Origin of the sequence: Paenibacillus sp. F411 (assembly GCF_017582705.1) — a bacterium.
In the GTDB taxonomy this organism is placed as follows: domain Bacteria; phylum Bacillota; class Bacilli; order Paenibacillales; family Paenibacillaceae; genus Paenibacillus_AQ; species Paenibacillus_AQ algicola.
In genome coordinates this window covers 82,021-99,631 of the sequence record NZ_JAGFIP010000011.1, presented here as the reverse complement: position 1 = coordinate 99,631, position 17,611 = coordinate 82,021, and the positions used below count along the sequence as shown (strand labels likewise).

At 55.3% G+C, this 17,611-nt stretch carries 14 protein-coding genes; 13 read left to right on the top strand and 1 reads right to left on the bottom strand.

Annotation, left to right across the window (positions count from 1 at the left end; all coding sequences use genetic code 11):
* Positions 1 to 239: 239 nt before the first annotated feature.
* From secA to argH, 11 genes are all read left to right on the top strand, one after another.
* Positions 240 to 2,747 carry a preprotein translocase subunit SecA gene (gene secA, locus JJQ72_RS12710; protein ID WP_208203914.1) on the top strand — a complete coding sequence of 836 codons (2,508 nt, stop codon included), beginning with the start codon at positions 240 to 242 and terminating at the stop codon, positions 2,745 to 2,747.
* Positions 2,748 to 2,963: 216 nt separating this feature from the next.
* Positions 2,964 to 4,077, top strand: a protein-coding gene (prfB, locus tag JJQ72_RS12705; protein ID WP_243896073.1) for a peptide chain release factor 2 whose coding sequence is annotated in 2 segments (ribosomal slippage) — positions 2,964 to 3,035 and positions 3,037 to 4,077 — 1,113 coding nt in all. Because the reading frame shifts where the segments join, the coding sequence is not laid out codon by codon here.
* Between the two features lie 18 nt (positions 4,078 to 4,095).
* Complete coding sequence (locus JJQ72_RS12700) at positions 4,096 to 4,980, top strand: YitT family protein (RefSeq protein ID WP_138227245.1); 885 nt, start codon at positions 4,096 to 4,098, stop codon at positions 4,978 to 4,980.
* A gap of 278 nt (positions 4,981 to 5,258) precedes the next feature.
* Positions 5,259 to 6,722 (top strand): methyl-accepting chemotaxis protein, encoded by a 1,464-nt coding sequence (locus JJQ72_RS12695; RefSeq protein WP_208203913.1) that lies wholly within the window; start codon positions 5,259 to 5,261, stop codon positions 6,720 to 6,722.
* A 340-nt stretch (positions 6,723 to 7,062) separates the two neighbouring features.
* Complete coding sequence (gene argC, locus JJQ72_RS12690; protein ID WP_208203912.1) at positions 7,063 to 8,115, top strand: N-acetyl-gamma-glutamyl-phosphate reductase; 1,053 nt, start codon at positions 7,063 to 7,065, stop codon at positions 8,113 to 8,115.
* Between the two features lie 15 nt (positions 8,116 to 8,130).
* Positions 8,131 to 9,357 carry a bifunctional glutamate N-acetyltransferase/amino-acid acetyltransferase ArgJ gene (gene argJ, locus JJQ72_RS12685; RefSeq protein ID WP_208203911.1) on the top strand — a complete coding sequence of 409 codons (1,227 nt, stop codon included), beginning with the start codon at positions 8,131 to 8,133 and terminating at the stop codon, positions 9,355 to 9,357.
* A 62-nt stretch (positions 9,358 to 9,419) separates the two neighbouring features.
* Positions 9,420 to 10,247 (top strand): acetylglutamate kinase, encoded by an 828-nt coding sequence (gene argB, locus JJQ72_RS12680; RefSeq protein WP_208203910.1) that lies wholly within the window; start codon positions 9,420 to 9,422, stop codon positions 10,245 to 10,247.
* 30 nt (positions 10,248 to 10,277) lie between these two features.
* A complete protein-coding gene (locus tag JJQ72_RS12675; protein ID WP_208203909.1) occupies positions 10,278 to 11,504 on the top strand; it encodes an acetylornithine transaminase in 1,227 nt (408 codons plus the stop codon).
* 72 nt (positions 11,505 to 11,576) lie between these two features.
* Positions 11,577 to 12,536 (top strand): ornithine carbamoyltransferase, encoded by a 960-nt coding sequence (gene argF, locus JJQ72_RS12670; RefSeq protein WP_138227239.1) that lies wholly within the window; start codon positions 11,577 to 11,579, stop codon positions 12,534 to 12,536.
* A 78-nt stretch (positions 12,537 to 12,614) separates the two neighbouring features.
* Entirely contained in the window at positions 12,615 to 13,847 is a 1,233-nt protein-coding gene (locus JJQ72_RS12665) for an argininosuccinate synthase (protein ID WP_138227238.1), read from the top strand.
* A gap of 153 nt (positions 13,848 to 14,000) precedes the next feature.
* Entirely contained in the window at positions 14,001 to 15,404 is a 1,404-nt protein-coding gene (gene argH / locus JJQ72_RS12660) for an argininosuccinate lyase (protein WP_208203908.1), read from the top strand.
* 118 nt (positions 15,405 to 15,522) lie between these two features.
* Here argH and JJQ72_RS12655 read toward each other — a convergent pair whose 3' ends face one another.
* Complete coding sequence (locus JJQ72_RS12655; protein WP_208203907.1) at positions 15,523 to 16,305, bottom strand: alpha/beta hydrolase; 783 nt, start codon at positions 16,303 to 16,305, stop codon at positions 15,523 to 15,525.
* 203 nt (positions 16,306 to 16,508) lie between these two features.
* On the opposite strand from JJQ72_RS12655, the gene JJQ72_RS12650 reads away from it, so the two are divergent.
* On the top strand, positions 16,509 to 17,081 hold the full coding sequence (locus tag JJQ72_RS12650) for a type IV pilus modification PilV family protein (protein ID WP_138227235.1): 573 nt from the start codon (positions 16,509 to 16,511) through the stop codon (positions 17,079 to 17,081).
* Positions 17,065 to 17,610 (top strand): type II secretion system protein, encoded by a 546-nt coding sequence (locus tag JJQ72_RS12645; RefSeq protein WP_138227234.1) that lies wholly within the window; start codon positions 17,065 to 17,067, stop codon positions 17,608 to 17,610. Before JJQ72_RS12650 ends, JJQ72_RS12645 begins: the two co-directional genes overlap by 17 nt.
* Position 17,611: the final 1 nt, after the last annotated feature.

Genomic DNA, 17,611 nt, shown 5'->3' with positions numbered 1-17,611 from the left:
CGCGGCAGGGCTCTTTAATGTGAGCCCGGAAGTCTCTCTTTGTGTTGCGGCATCTCTTACAAACTGTTACAATTCATATAACGTTTATCCTGCGGAAGAGGGCTGGTCCCTGCATGGCAGGATTATCACTATTTATTGAGGATATTGAGCTTCAACTGATCGATTTCATCCAGACAGCCCTTTGATCGTGAGTATGAAATCGGTTTGATTATATTCGTTTTGCACGAAAGGGGTAAACCATGCTAGGACTTGTCAAGAAGATCTTCGGCGACACCAACGAGCGTGATGTCAAGCGTCTGATGAAAACAGTCGATGTGATTAATAATATGGAGCCTGAGTTTCAGGCACTCTCGGACGAGCAGCTACAAGCCAAGACGGTAGAGTTTCGCGAGCGCTTGGAGAAGGGAGCTGCACTGGACGAGCTGCTGCCGGAAGCCTTTGCGACCGTGCGCGAAGCGTCCAGACGAACCCTGGGCAAACGCCATTATAATGTACAGCTTCTCGGAGGCATGGCTCTTCACGAAGGCCGCATTGCCGAGATGAAGACGGGTGAGGGCAAGACGCTGGTCGGCACCCTTCCGGTCTATTTGAACGCGCTGAGTGGCAAAGGTGTTCACGTGGTTACCGTCAACGATTATCTGGCAACACGGGACAGCGAAGAGATGGCGCAGATTTACAACTACCTGGGCATGACAGTTGGAGTCAACTTGAGCGGGATGGAGCATACCCAGAAGCAGGAGGCGTATGCCTGCGACATTACGTACGGCACGAACAATGAGTTCGGCTTCGATTACCTGCGCGACAACATGGTCCTGTATAAGGAACAGATGGTTCAGCGTCCTCTTCATTTCTGCATCATTGATGAGGTGGACTCCATTCTCGTCGATGAAGCCCGGACGCCGCTCATCATTTCTGGCCAGGCCCAGAAATCGACAGAGCTCTATTATGCCGCAGACCGTTTCGTTAAGCGCCTGGAGGCAGAAGAGGACTTCACGGTCGATATCAAGGTCAAGGCTGTATCTCTCACCGAAAAAGGGGTCGCCAAGGCGGAGCGCGCCTTCGGCATTGATAACCTGTACGATCACAACCATGTGACGTTGAATCATCATATTGTACAAGCGCTGAAAGCTAACGTCATTATGCGCCGCGATGTAGATTATGTCGTGACAGAAGATGAAGTCGTGATCGTCGATGAGTTCACAGGCCGCCTGATGGCCGGCCGCCGCTACAGCGACGGGCTGCACCAGGCGATCGAGGCGAAGGAAGGCATCGAGGTCCAGAACGAAAGCATGACGCTCGCTACGATTACGTTCCAGAACTACTTCCGGATGTACCGCAAGCTGGCCGGCATGACCGGTACGGCGAAGACAGAGGAAGAGGAATTCAAGAAAATCTATGGCCTGGAAGTGCTGCAGGTGCCGACGAATCGTCCGAACCAGCGCGTGGACAAGCCGGATGTGGTCTACAAGAGTGTAGACGGCAAGTTCAAGGCGGTTGTGGAAGAGATTGTGGAGCGCCACAAGAACAATCAGCCGATCCTTGTCGGTACGGTATCCATCGAGAACTCCGAGCGCCTGTCAGACATGCTGAAGCGCAAGGGCGTCAAGCATAAGGTGCTGAACGCGAAATACCATGCGGAGGAAGCAGAGATTATCTCCCGTGCGGGACAGCCGGGAGCGGTGACGATTGCCACCAACATGGCGGGCCGCGGTACGGACATCCTGCTGGGTGAAGGCGTACAGGATATTGGCGGTCTGCACATTATCGGCACCGAGCGCCATGAATCCCGCCGGATTGATAATCAGCTTCGCGGTCGTGCCGGACGTCAAGGCGATCCCGGCTCCACCCAGTTCTACCTGTCGCTGGGCGATGAGCTTATGAAGCGCTTCGGTACGGATAACGTGCTGAATATGATGGAGCGTCTCGGCTTCGAGGAAGATCAGCCGATTGAGAGCCGCATGATTACCCGGGCGGTCGAGTCCGCGCAGAAGCGCGTTGAGGGCAATAACTTTGACCTGCGGAAGGTCGTTCTGCAGTATGATGATGTGATGAACCAGCAGCGCGAGATTATCTACAAGCAGCGCCGTGAAATTCTGGAGTCCGGAGACATTAAGCAGATCGTGCTGGACATGATCAAGCCGGTGATCGACCGGGTCGTTGAGGCACACTGTGCGGATGACATTCCAGAGAACTGGGAGCTGGAGGAGGTTGCGGAATACGTTAACAGCAAGCTGCTGGAAGAAGGCGCCGTAACCCGGGACGAGCTGTGGGGCAAGGAAATGAACGAGATTTCCGAATATCTCTTCGAGCGTGTGATGAAGAAATATGCCGAGCGTGAGGAATCCATCGGTACCGAGCTTGTCCGTGAGTTCGAGAAGGTCATCGTGCTGCGGGCTGTGGACAGCAAGTGGATGGACCATATTGATGCGATGGACCAGTTGCGTCAAGGTATTCATCTTCGCGCCTATGGCGGTACAGATCCGCTTCGCGAATACCAGTTCGAAGGCTTTGAAATGTTCAACACCATGATTGCTACGATCCAGGAAGAGGTTTCTACCTACATTATGAAGGCACAGATCCAGTCCAATCAGGAGCGTCAAGCGGTTGTGGAGGAGAGCAAGGTGTCCACAAACGGCGAGCCTGCCCAGAAGCGTCCGGTACAAGTTAAGGACGAAGCAGGGCGGAATGAGCCTTGTCCATGCGGCAGCGGCAAGAAGTATAAGAACTGCCATGGGCTGAACGCATAATTGTATAAATATCGGGCTGCCGTGAGTGCAGTCCTTTTCCCAAACTCCCTTGAGTACGAGCTATGGAGCATCACTCTGACCGTTAGGTCCGGTGCTGTTCCTGCCCGCTGCTTGAGGGAGTTTATGTGCACCGTGATGTTTAGCGTTTGAGGAACGTTTTTCCTGGCGGTCAGGGTATAATAAAGAGAAGTGCTAACCAAGAAAGGACGAGATATGATGATCGATCCAAGCATCAAGCAAGACCTTCGCGAAATCAGCAAGAAACTTACCAACCTTAGGGGGTCTCTTTGACTTAGATCTCAAGCAGGAATTGATTGAGAACTTTGAAGAGAAAATGGCCGCGCCCGATTTCTGGGACGATAATGAGAAAGCGCAGGGGGTTATCGCGGAGATGAACGCGGTGAAATCCTCGGTCGATAAATACGAGAAGCTGCAGCAGGATTACGACGACATGGTCGTCATGATCGAGCTGGCTGATGAAGAGGGCGACGATGAGCTTGTCGGCGAGCTAGGGCAGTCCGTAGAGGAGCTTGTCAAGCGCCTGGAAGAGTTCGAGCTGCAGCTGCTGTTGAACCAGCCTTATGACAAAATGAACGCGATTCTGGAGCTGCATCCCGGCGCCGGCGGTACAGAGTCACAGGACTGGGGCCAGATGCTGCTTCGCATGTACACCCGCTGGGCGGAGAAGAGCGGCTTCAAGGTGGAGACGCTGGACTATCTGCCCGGAGATGAAGCGGGCATCAAGAGTGTGACGCTGCTGATCAAGGGCTTCAATGCTTACGGCTACCTGAAGGCGGAAAAAGGCGTGCACCGTCTCGTCCGGATCTCGCCGTTCGACTCCTCGGGTCGTCGCCATACATCCTTTGTCTCCTGTGACGTGGTTCCGGAGATTACGGACGATGTGGAAGTGGAGATTCGCACCGAGGATCTCAAGATTGATACGTACCGGGCGAGCGGCGCTGGTGGACAGCATATTAACACCACAGACTCGGCCGTAAGGATTACGCACATTCCGACGGGTGTAGTCGTCACCTGTCAGAACGAGCGCTCCCAGATCAAGAACCGCGAGCGGGCGATGACGATGCTTCGCTCCAAGCTGTATGAGCGCAAAATCGAAGAGCAGCAGCAGCATCTGGCTGAGATCCGCGGCGAGCAGTCGGATATTGCGTGGGGCAGCCAGATCCGTTCTTATGTCTTCCATCCGTACAGCATGGTTAAGGATCATCGCACCCAGGTAGAGACGGGCAATGTAGGCGCCGTCATGGACGGCGATCTGAATCTGTTTATTGACGGGTATTTACGCAGTCAGATCAAGCAGGACGTGAAGTAAAGGAGCGAACAATCTCTGATGTCATCTTCTCACCGCCGCCGCCGGCGAGAGCCGTGGATTCCGGTGAACGGACCGGTTCGCCGGGCGGCGGACCTGATTTTTATGACGGCAGGGTCATTGATGATGGCCCTGTCGTTCAATTTGTTTTTTCTGCCGAACGGCATTGCATCGGGTGGGGTAGCAGGACTGTCTATCCTGGCTCAGGAATGGCTGGGGATTCAGCCGGCGTATACGCAGTGGGGCATGAATATTCCGCTGTTCCTGCTCGGCTTTTTGCTGCTGGGTCGGGAGTATGGCCTGCGTTCCCTGCTAGGCAGCATCATTCTGCCTCTGTTCGTCTACCTGACGCAGGACTGGGCGGCGCCTACGGGAAATCCGCTGCTGGCAGCGATCTACGGCGGGATCGGGGTCGGAATCGGCCTGGGACTCGTCTATCGGGGTCGGGGCTCCACCGGCGGACTGACAATTCTTGCTCAGCTCGTGCAGAAGTATACGGGGCTTAGCTTCTCCTTCAGTGTCGTGCTGCTGGACGGCATTGTCATTCTATCCGCGGCCTGGGTGCTGTCTCTGGAGCAGGCGCTGTATGCCCTGATCGGACTTTATGTGACCGGAAAGGTCATCGACACGGTGGAGATGGGCTTTAACTTCACCAAAGTGGCTTATATCATCTCCGACCACACCGACTCCATCACACGAGCCATTCTGGAGGATCTGGACCGCGGCTTGACCAAGCTGACCGCCGAGGGCGGATATACAGGGGAGCATCGCACGGTGCTAATGGTCGTTGTAGGACAGAATGAAATTCCAAGGCTGAAGACCGTCGTTCAAGCGGTTGATCCGCAGGCGTTTGTCATTATCAGCAACGCGCATGAGGTGCTGGGCGAAGGGTTCAAAATGAAATAAAATAATTTTCGGGCATGCACAGAGGCTGGCGCCAAGTTCCAGCCCGGCATTTCACCGCTTTCTCCCTGCCTGTGGACGTGTTGCCGCTGGGCGAGGGGGAAAGCTTTTTTAGCATCCCATAAGTAGAACGCTTACATAACTTCATCTTCAAAAGGAGATAGGGTGCGGAAGAGGCGGAATATTTTTGTAGATTCCCCTATTCATTTCTGCAAGCACTGTCGATATATAAAGTTAATACACATTTTAGTTTACAAAAGAGAAAGAGGGAGTCAGTCAAGATGGATGTCATAGAGCAAATGAAGCTAAAGGATACATCTAGTAAGAACAGAATGATGGTGATTGCCATGGGAATCACACTGATTGCGGTAACCTCCTTGTACCTGCTGTCTGGAGGCAGACGCTTGGCCGTTGTCTATGGTGTTGCACTAGCTTGCATCGTGCTGTCTTATTTGATATGCAGTTATGCGCTGAAGAAACCGTACGCCTTTCCGCTCACCGCTATTATTCTGGCGTACATCTTCACGGCAATCGGAAACTGGATGGATGGCTCCTCAATCGCCGTCATTCTGATCATTTATTTCTTATTGGTATTCTCGGCGATGCAGCTTCGGCTGAAATGGTTTCTGACCGGATTTATAGCGGGCTTGATCAATATGGTTATGAATTCCATCTTGTCGTCAGAGGAAGGCATCGTGCAGCTGTACACCTTCGCGATCTTGTTGTATCTCCTGATGGGCATGATGATGATCGTCATCATTCGTATCTCGGACGGCCAGTTCAAGCAAATATCAGAGCTGCTTGCCCGTACGTCTGAAGAGGCGGCAGCGCGTTCAAGGGAGAAGAGTGAGCTGGAGAATGCTGTAACGAAGATTACGGTGAGCATTCAGGGAATGAATGAGCGGATTCAGCAGCACAAGACAGCCCAGCGCGAGATGGCGTCTGCGGTCGATGAAATGTCCCGGGGCGGCCAGAGTCAGTCGCAGCAGATTTCCGATATTGCCCAGCACGCGGCTGAAACGAAGCAGGGAATGCAGAGTCTATGGGATACCTCGATTCAGCTGAAAAGCGAGTCGGCTGAGATTAATGAAGAAGCGAAGGAAGGCCGAAGCAAAATGGACCAGCTGGCCTCAGACCTGAGCCGCTTGAACCTTAATATCCAAGAGATGAATACCTCGTTTGAGGATGTGGCGAATGTACTGGATGAAACGAATGAATTAACCGACTCCATCCGTAACATTACCCAGCAGACCCAGCTGCTGGCCTTGAACGCTTCTATCGAGGCCGCGAGAGCCGGTGATGCAGGAAGCGGCTTCGCTGTGGTGGCGGGAGAAATCCGCAAGCTGTCAGAGCTGACTTCCCGGACGACGGAGCAAATTACCGCCAATCTGATGAGGCTCAATCAAGGCAGTGCTAATACGATGGAGCGAATGAACGACAGCGGCCGGAATATTGCCCGGAATCTGGAGGCCTCCCAGGAGGTGTCTGCCTATCTCGATAAAGCGTCACGGACGCTGGCTCATCTGGACGAGAATCTGGTTCATTTCACCGAGTTATCCCGGCAAGTGATGGGGCAGTCGGCCGAGATTGAATCTGCGACCGGAGAGCTGGCCTCCATTATTGAAGAGACCTCAGCCAGCCTGGAGCAGATGAGTGCCTCGATCGAGACGCTCACCCAGGACAGCGAGACGATCGCAGAAGGCATGAGCCAGGCCGCACAGCAGGCTCAAGAAATGATCAAGTAAGCATCGCCGCAGCAGTGTGGAGGGAGGCCCTCTGCGCTGCTTTTTTTATGGAGTCCAAGGTGAGGCAGAAATTCTGCTGCCGGGAGAGCGAATTTTAGAGAACCTCTTTAATCTCAGGGCGAATAGGGTCTATAATGGAACATAATGGCTGGGGGATTCATACACGAATGCTAGGCAGAGATGTACGCAGGTGGAGCATCATGCCAGCAACTTCCCGGTTGTATTAATATGAATACAGTCGTATAATAATACATATTTATGAGACGGATAAAGTATAGGCACCTTCGTGTCAGCAAGCCGCTGTACGATACAGGTGTCAACGGGAGAGGATGAATTCAAGATGGCAGAGCAGCATATCAGAGTCGCAATTGTCGGTTCAACCGGATACGGGGGCGTGGAGCTGATCCGGCTTCTTCAGCACCATCCGAACGTGGAGATCACCTCGGTGATCTCCTCGTCCAGTTCCGGGGTGCCGATCTCGGACGGCTTTCCGCATTTGACGAATATAATCAAGCGCAACCTGGACGGTGTAGACCCGGCAGAGATGGCAGAGAGGGCGGACCTGGTGTTTACAGCTACGCCGTCAGGAGTCAGCGCAAAGCTGGTGCCTCAGCTGCTGGAGGCGGGCCTTAAGGTGGTCGACCTGTCCGGCGACTTCCGGCTCAAAGACGGCGCAGCATACGAAAAGTGGTATAAGCATGACGCTCCCGATGCTGACGTGCTTGCATCAGCGGTCTACGGTCTTTGCGAAATTTATGGCGAGCAGGTGCGGGAGGTGGATTTCATCTCAAACCCCGGCTGCTACCCTACCGCCACGCTGCTGGGCCTGATCCCGGCGCTGAAGGCAGGCTGGATTGATCACTCCGGCATCATTATTGATGCCAAGTCGGGAGTGTCGGGTGCGGGCCGCGGCACGAGCCTGACGACCCATTATGCGGAAATCAACGAGAACTTCAAGGCGTATAAGGTGAATAAGCATCAGCATATTCCGGAGATCGAGCAGGTACTCTCCCAGGAATCCGGACAGGAGGTAACGGTGACGTTCACCACCCATCTGGTCCCGATGACGAGGGGCATCATGAGCACGATGTACGCACCGCTGCGGGGTCATTACTCGGAAGAGGATTTTATACAGCTGTACCGGGAGTACTACAAGGACCGCCCGTTCGTCCGTGTTCGCAGTCAGGGCATTTGGCCTTCGACGAAGGAAGTGAGCGGCTCCAATTTTTGCGATATCGGCTTTGCAGTGGATGAAAGAACCGGAAGAGTCACAGTCATATCGGTAATTGATAATGTGGTGAAGGGCGCGGCAGGCCAGGCGATCCAGAACCTGAATCTGATGATGGGATGGGAGGAAAGCCTCGGTCTTGCGTTTACACCGGTGTATCCGTAAGGCAGAGGCGCGCATATGGGAGAGAAGCTGTACACGGTAGTTGAGGACGGAAGCATAGTTACGCCACAGGGGTTTCGGGCTGGCGGCCTGCATTGCGGATTGAAAAAAACCGAGCGCAACGATCTGGGGCTGGTGCTCTGCGACGTGCCGGCCGTATCGGCGGCAGTGTATACGACGAATGCCTTTCAGGCGGCACCGCTGAAGGTAACGCGGGAAAGCCTTGTGAATGGAAGTCTGCGCGCGGTAATTGTAAACAGCGGGAATGCCAACGCCTGCACAGGCAAGCAGGGGGAAGAGGATGCATACCGCATGCGCGCTTTGACGGCAGCCCGGTTTGATCTGGCGGAGGAGGATGTCGCTGTAGCCTCGACCGGAGTCATCGGAGAGCTGCTCAAAATGGATCGTGTCGAGAGCGGCATCGCAGCCCTGCCGGAGCAGATCCATCCTGCGGCCGAAGGCGCAGAGGCGTTCAGCCAGGCGATTCTGACAACGGATCTGGTCAAAAAAGAAGCCTGCGTCGCTGTTCAGGTCGGCGGAAAAACCGTAACGATTGCCGGTGCCGCGAAGGGATCGGGTATGATTCATCCCAACATGGCCACCATGCTGGGCTTCATGACGACCGATGCCACAATTTCGCCCGATGCGCTGCAGCAGCTGCTGCGCAGCACCACGGATCTGACCTTTAATATGATTACCGTCGATGGAGATACAAGCACGAACGACATGCTGGTTGCCATGGCGAGCGGCCTTGCGGACAACGACACGTTGACGCCGCAGCACCCGGATTGGGAAGCTTTCGCGGCGGGCTTCGGCTACGTCTGTCAGGTGCTGGCGAAAGCCATCGCCCGCGACGGTGAAGGAGCAAACCGCCTGATCGAGGTGCGTGTTGCCGGCGCGGAATGCGACAGCGACGCCCAGGCCATTGCGAAGACGATCATCGGATCCAGTCTGGTGAAATCCGCCATGTTCGGCGCCGATGCCAACTGGGGACGCATTATTGCGGCAGTCGGCCGGGCCGGACGTCCGGTCAATCCGGAGACGGTGGACATTGCCATCGGCCCGATTGCCGTGCTGGAGCAGTCCAGGCCGCTTCCTTTTGACGAAGAGGCCGCCCTTGCTTATTTGCAGGGCGATACCATTCACATTGATGTCCATCTGCATACCGGCAGCGGCTCAGCCGTCGCTTGGGGCTGCGATTTGACTTATGATTATGTACGAATTAACGCGGCTTACCGCACCTAATCCACCATAAACATCAGAATTTATGACCATTCACCTGCATCACAGGCAAGGGAGGACAGCACATGGATAGCATTACAGGAAGCGGGGCCCCGCAGCGCCAGCCGGCAAGCTTTGTCATGAAGTGCGGCGGCAGTACGCTGGCTGCGCTTCCGGACAATTTTTTTGAGGACTTAAGGTTGCTGCAGGAGCAGGGGAACCAGCCGGTCATCGTGCATGGCGGGGGTCCTGCCATCTCGGGGAACCTGGAGCGGCTCGGCATTGAGACAGAGTTCGTCAACGGACTGCGCAGAACGACGGAGGACGTTCTGGACGTGGTTGAAATGGTGCTGGCCGGAAGCATTAACAAGCAGATTGTGCGGCGCATACAGGCGGCAGGCGGCAGGGCGCTGGGACTGTCAGGCTCGGACGGCGGCCTCATTCAGGCAAGGCCGGTAGACAACAGCGCGGAGGTCGGATTTGTCGGTGAGGTTACCGAGGTCCGGTCCAACATCATCTCCGGTATTCTGGACCTGGGCTATATGCCGGTCATTGCCCCAATCGGGGTGGATGAGTCCGGACAGCGGTATAACATTAACGCCGACACAGCCGCAGGGGCCGTCGCCTCTTTTCTCGGAGCAGCCCGAATGATTGTCGTGACGGATGTCCCTGGAATCATGAAGGACAGCGGCAGCGGCAAGGCCGTACTCCCGGCGGTTACGGTTCAGGAGATTGATGAGATGATTGCATCTGGCGAAATATACGGCGGCATGATTCCGAAGGTGAAGGCAGCGGTCAGCTGCATTCACGGTCAGGTTCAAGAGGTCGTCATTGTGGACGGCAGTGTGCCGGGAATTTTGAGCCGGGTATTGTCCGGCGAAGAGATCGGTACGCGTATCGTTCAGCCTAAATAAAACCAAGATGGGATAAGGAGCGTGACAAGCATGGCCAAGGAACAGCAGCCACAAGCAGCACAGCAAGGAGAGGTGGGATTAAGCCCGCTTTTTCCGACGTATGCAAGATACCCGATCAGCCTGGTCAAGGGTGAAGGAAGCTGGCTGTGGGATGATCAAGGGAATAAATATCTCGACTTTATGTGCGGCCTGGCGGTCACAAACCTCGGCCATGCTCCGAAGCAGGTGAAGGAGAAGCTGAAGGCTCAGCTCGATGAGCTGTGGCATGTGTCGAACCTGTTCCACATTCCGGGACAGGAGAAGGCGGCAGCGCTGCTGACGCAGCATACCTGTGCAGACGCGGTGTTCTTCTGCAACAGCGGAGCCGAGGCGAACGAAGCGGCCATCAAGCTGGCACGCCGGTATCATCAAAAGGTGCTGGGCAACGGGCGTTTCGAGATCATCACCTTTACCCAGTCCTTCCATGGCAGAACCCTCGCCACCCTGACCGCAACCGGACAGGACAAGGTGAAGGAAGGCTTCCTTCCGCTGCCAGCCGGCTTCAAGACGGTTCCTTTGCATGATGTAAAAGCGCTCGAGAGCGCCATCACCTCCTCCACTGCTGCCATCATGATTGAGATGGTTCAGGCGGAGGGCGGCGTGTATCCGGTTGATCCGGCTTTCATTAAAGCCATTCAGGAGCTTTGCCAGAAGCACGGCCTGCTGCTCATCGTCGATGAGGTGCAGACGGGCATGGGGCGTACGGGCAAGCTGTTCGCGCATGAGCATTACGGACTGCAGCCTGATATTTTTACCTCGGCCAAGGGCCTGGGCTCGGGCTTCCCGGTCGGTGCCATGCTGGGCAAAGGATATTTGCGTGAAGCTTTTGCTGCCGGCAGCCACGGCTCAACCTTCGGCGGAACGCCGATGTCCATGGCGGTGGTGCAGGCTACCCTCGAGACGATGGTGGAGGAGAACGTGCCGCAGCGCGCAGCTGAAAGCGGACAATATCTCGTAGCGCGGCTTCATGAGGAGCTGGGCGGACACTCTTTTGTTACAGATATTCGCGGCAAGGGGCTGCTGATCGGGATTGAATGTGCGGACGCAGTAGGAGAGATTGTGCTGGAAGGTCAGCGCCGGGGCCTGCTGTTCGTAACGGCAGGACCGAATGTGATCCGCCTGCTGCCTAATCTGCTTGTAAGCAAGGAAGAGATTGATCAGGCGGTCAGCCTCTTAGCAGAGCTGATTCAAGAGCACACCGCGGTAAAATCCTTGTAACAGGGGCAGCCTGGGGCATGTCATGTTACAATAGACTATAAAGCTAAAGGAAGCAGAGAAGGAGGCAGCTGCATGAGCGTGAACGGACAGGTACAGCCCATGACGTTAAAAGGGCGCGATATGATCGAGCTCGACGACTATACCCCGGAGGAAATTCAGTATTTACTGGATTTCGCCATCGAGCTGAAGCGCAAGCAGAAGAACGGTGAAGTGTTTGAGCCGCTGAAGGGAAAGACGATCGGATTGATTTTTGAGAAATCGTCCACACGGACACGGGTTTCGTTTGAAGCTGGCATGTTCCAGCTGGGCGGACACGCCTTGTTCCTCAGCAAGAATGACATCCAGCTGGGACGCGGTGAGCCGATCAGCGATACGGCGCAGGTGATGTCCCGTTATCTGGACGGCATCATGATCCGGACCTTCGGTCATGACAATGTGGTCAATCTGGCGCGCTACGCCTCCATTCCGGTCATCAACGGCTTGAGCGATGCCGCTCACCCTTGTCAGGTGCTGGCAGATCTGCAGACGATTCTGGAGCACAAGGGCAAGCTCGCTGGTCTCAAAATGACGTATATCGGCGATGGCAACAACATGGCCCACTCGCTGCTGATCGGCGGTGCCAAGATGGGCATGCATGTCGCTGTTGCGAGCCCTGAAGGGTATGCGCCGGATGAGCGTATTGTGGAACTGAGCAAGAGCATCGCGCAGGAAACCGGAGGACAAATTACGATCACTCATCATCCCCTGGAAGCGGCGCAGGATGCGGATGTCATCTATACGGATGTTTGGGCCAGCATGGGCTTTGAAGAGGAGCAGAAGCAGCGTGAGGCGGCTTTTGCCGACTATCAGGTGAATGAGGAGCTGGTCAAGGCGGCGAAGCCGGACTATCTGTTCCTGCACTGCCTGCCGGCGCACCGCGGCGAAGAGGTTAGCGAGGGCGTAATTGACGGCGGCAACTCGGTGATTTTTGACCAGGCGGAGAACCGTCTGCATGCACAAAAAGCATTGATGGCCGCGCTGATGGCGGATTAATTCCCGCGAAACCAACCTATAGAAATCCGGGTATGACAGGCATAACATCTGCGCCCGGCAAGAGAGGACGTTAAATTCATGGCAAAACCTAAAATTGTGCTCGCCTACTCTGGCGGGCTGGATACCTCCATTATTTTGAAATGGCTGAAAGAAACCTATGATGCAGAAATTATCGCCTTTACGGCAGACATCGGGCAAAAGGAAGAGCTCGACGGCCTGGAGGAAAAAGCGCTCGCTACGGGAGCTTCTAAAGTGTACATCGACGATCTGCGCGAGGAATTTGCTCAGGATTTCATCTATCCGATGTTTCAGTCCGGGGCTCTTTATGAAGGACAATACCTGCTGGGCACAAGCATTGCCCGTCCGCTGATCGCGAAGCGGATGGTGGATATTGCGCGCGCTGAAGGCGCAACTGCTATTGCCCATGGCGCTACCGGCAAAGGCAATGACCAGGTGCGCTTTGAGCTGGGTGTGGCCGGACTGGCACCGGATATCGAGGTGATTGCACCTTGGCGTCTGGAGGAGTTCCGCAATCAGTTCCCGGGCCGCGCCGAGATGATCGCTTATGCGGAGGAGCATGGCATTCCGGTAACGGCATCCGCAGCGAAATCGTATTCGATGGACCGCAATCTGCTGCATATCAGCTACGAAAGTGGCGTGCTGGAGGATCCTTGGTTCGACGCCAGCGCGGACGAGAGCAAGGATATGTACCTGCTCAGTGTGTCGCCGGAGGATGCGCCGGATCAAGCGGAATATCTGGAGCTGGAGTTTGAGCAAGGTAACTGCGTAGCGCTCAACGGAGAATCCATGAACCCGCTGCAGGTGATGGAGAAGCTGAACGAGCTCGGCGGCAAGCATGGCATTGGCCGCGTAGACATGGTAGAGAACCGCTTTGTAGGCATGAAGAGCCGCGGCGTCTATGAGACTCCGGGCGGCAGCATTCTGTTCACGGCTCACCGCAAGATCGAGTCTATCACGATGGACCGTGAGGTCATGAACCTGCGCGACAGCCTGATTACCCGCTACAGCACCCTGGTGTACAATGGCTTCTGGTTCGCACCGGAGCGTGAAGCACTGCAGGCGCTGGTGACGGAGAGTCAGAAGAACGTCAGCGGCACCGTGCGCGTGAAGCTGTATAAAGGCAATGTGATTTCTGCGGGCGTCAAGAGCCCGGTAAGCCTGTACAACCCGGATATCGCTACCATGGAAGCCGATCCGACACAGGCCTATGACCAAGGCGATGCGACTGGCTTTATCCGCTTGAACGCACTGCGCTTGAAGGTCGCATCCGGCGTTAGCCAGAACAACTAAAGCCTGCCATCCGGCGTGACCGGCAGCAGCAATATAACCAAAACCAGGCGAAGGCCGTTTCAAGCAAGAACCTCTTCTTTTCTCAGGCTGGCCTGAGAGGAGAAGGCGGGCGCTGGAGACGGCCCTCTGCCTTAACGAGAGAGGGGCAGCAGTGTGAGCAAGTTATGGGGAGGCCGTTTTACGAAGCAGACGAATGCCCTGGTGGAGCAGTATACCGCATCCATCGGGTTTGATCAGCAGCTGGCGGAGGAGGACATTCAGGGCAGTCTGGCTCATGTCACTATGCTCGGCCGATGCGGGATTGTGCCGCAAGAGGATGTAGAAAGTATTAAGGCAGGCCTGAACAAGGTGCTGGAGAAGATCCGCAAGGGTGAAGTGGAGTTCTCGGTGTCGGATGAGGACATTCACATGAATATTGAGAAGAACCTGATCCAGGAGGTAGGAGCCGTCGGCGGGAAGCTGCATACGGGACGCAGCCGGAATGACCAGGTGGCGACCGACATGCATTTGTACTTGCGCAACCGGGTCGTTGCTTTGACAGGGATGCTGTACGAGCTGCAAACGGCGCTGATTGGACAGGCCAAGAGCAATCTCGATACGATCATCCCAGGCTATACTCATCTTCAGCGGGCGCAGCCCATCCTGTTCGCCCATCATCTGATGGCTTACGTATCCATGTTTCAGCGTGATATCGACCGCCTGATCGACAGCTACAAGCGGATTAATATTCTTCCGCTGGGCGCAGGAGCGCTGGCAGGCACGACGTTCCCGATTGACCGCCACTTTGTAGCCGAGCAGCTCGGGTTTGACGGGGTGTATGAGAACAGCCTGGATGCCGTTAGTGACCGGGATTTCATTCTGGAATTCCTGTCCGGCGCCTCCATGATTATGATGCATTTATCCCGTCTCAGCGAGGAGCTGGTGCTGTGGAGCAGCACGGAGTTTAACTTCGTGGAGCTGGATGATGCGTTTTGTACCGGCAGCAGCATCATGCCGCAGAAGAAGAACCCGGACGTGCCTGAATTGGTGCGGGGCAAGACCGGCCGGGTTTACGGCAACCTGATGGGGCTGCTTACGGTGCTGAAATCCCTGCCTCTTGCGTACAACAAGGATATGCAGGAGGACAAGGAAGGCATGTTTGATACCGTGGCTACGCTGGAGGGAGCGCTGCAGCTGTTCGCTCCGATGATTGCGACCATGAAGGTGAACAAGGGCCGCATGCGCGAAGCCGTCAACACCGACTTCTCCAACGCGACCGACATTGCTGACTTCCTGGTTGGCAAAGGTCTGCCTTTCCGCCAGGCGCATGAGGTTATCGGCAAAACGGTGCTGTACTGCATTCAGAACGACAAGTTCCTGCTGGACCTGAAGCTGGAAGAGTTCCAGCAGTTCTCGCCGCTGTTTGATGACAGCATTTACGAGGTGCTTCAGCCGGAGACGGTGGTGGATGCGCGGAACGTGTACGGAGGGACCGCATCGGTACAGGTTGAGGCCGCGATCGGCCGCGCCGAGGCGACTCTTGCAAAAGCTGCCGAGTGGATTGAGCAGCATTCCTGATAGTTCGGATAACGATAAAAGGCCGTTTCCTTCGGATTTAGTGATCCTGGGAAGCGGCCTTTTGGCGGTTCAAGAGGTCGTGACACCCGATCTGCCCCGCCGCGCGCGCAAATCATGCTCAGGATGGCTGAGATAGGGGCAGCCAGTTCAGCACGTTCTGGATGTACTGATCCCAGAGCCCCCAATCGTGTCCGCCGGGCCCTTCCTCATAGGTCAGCTCCAGCGAGGTTTGGCGGCAGGCTGCCAGAAACGTAAGGTTATTCTGGTAGAGGAAATCCTCGGTGCCGCAGTATTGATACAGCTTCGGCTTAGGCCCCTCGGTGGACTCTAACGATTGAAGCAGCGCCAGCAGATCATCGTCACTGCCGGCTACGGGGCGCTCACCCCAGATGAGCCTCCGATCCTCCTCAATGCCCTCACTCACAAAGTGCCCGGAAATATCGAGCGCGCCAGAGAGGCTGGCGGCGGCCGCGAACAGATCCGGTCTGCGCAGACCCAGCTTGAAGGCACCGTAGCCGCCCATCGACAGGCCGGCGACGAAGGTGTCCTCACGGCGTTCCGACAGCGGAAAGAAGGAGCGGGCAAGTGCCGGCAGCTCCTCACTGATAAACGTCCAGTACTTGCCGCCATACTCCATATCCGTATAGAAGCTGCGGTGCACCTGCGGCATGATCACAGCAAGACCCAAGGAAGCGGCGTAGCGCTCAATGGAGGTGCGGCGAAGCCAGATGGAGTCGTCATCGGATAGTCCATGCAGCAGAAAAAGCACAGGATGGCGCCGGGAAGCAGCCCGGCTCTCCATGCCGATCTGTCCGGTGGTCGTATTTTGAGGAATAATGGCATGCATGGAGGTGCTTAGTCCCAGCGTTTCAGAGAAAAAATGACATTGCATCAGTGCCATATAAACACTCCTTTATGTGCTGTGTTAAGTGATCCTGCTATGATCATAGCATATGCGTATCGAAGGAGGCATCTGGTCTATAAACCTCCTGATATCAGACAGGTTTCTTCTTGCCCCCTGCCAAATCAAGGAATATAATAGGTAGGAATAATAGATCATGAACGGTGCAAATATGAAAGCGCGGTGAAGGGAGCGGAGGCTTGATGAAGAAGGCGTTTCAGAAGGAGCAGGGCTTTAGCCTGCTTGAGGTACTGGCTGCGATCGTCATCTTGTCGATCATCTCTCTGGTACTAACGTCATATTTTACGAATGCGTTATCCTACTCGAAGTCCAACCAGAACCGGACCGTGATGGTCAATCTGGCGAGGAACGCGCTTTTTTATATGGAGAAGCAGAATTTTGCAAGTATTAAGGACTTGCTCCTGCAGGAGCAGCAGAGCGGCTTGGCGCCTTCCATCCAGGGAAGCCGCTGCAGCAGTACGCAGCAATGCGCCTACACCGGTGTGTTCCTGAACCCCGAGGTGCTGCCAGAGGTGCTGAATCCGGTCGTCAATAATATCCAGTATGAGCTGGAAATTATGTATCAGGAAGAGCTGCATGAAGAGATGAAGCAGGGCAAGGTGCCAGGTACCGAGGAAAGTACAGAGGAACGGAAGGTCCAGATGTCTCAGTATCTGCTGCCGCTGCAGGTGAAGGTGACAGGACCGGGTGGACCGAAGGGCAGTATGGTAGAAACCATTGTGGAGGGATACATATCGGATGAGAAAATTCGTTGACCTGTGGCGGCGCCAGCATGGCTTCACCGTCATTGAGCTCATTGCTGCCATTGCTGTATTTTCCCTCGTAGCGGGGCTCATTTCAACCGTCACGATCATGGGCTTCAACCAGTACAACCGGATCTCCCTTGAGAACTCGCTGCGCGAAGAAGGCGACATCATTATGTCGGCTGTCATGACGGAGCTGTACACCTTTGCGCCGGACACGATTGTAGATATTCAGGACCGCAGCGGTATTCTTCTTCAAAAAGGAGAGGGCAGTACTTTACAGCAGCGCCGGATTGAGATCGCAGGCGGGAGCTTGAGCATAGGACAGGTTGATCCCCTGTCGGTAAGTGACGCTGCTAATCCTTACGACATCCAGGCGGACTTAAGCGGCTCGGTCATTGAGGCCACGTCTGCTGACGGGCGGATCTGTGGAACCGAGGCTACTTGTGCCAGCGGGCTGATTAACATCCGCTTGAATCTGAGCCGTACGGTGAAGGGTGATGAAGGCGGATTAGAGCTGGAAAGTAAATTTGGATTTTAGG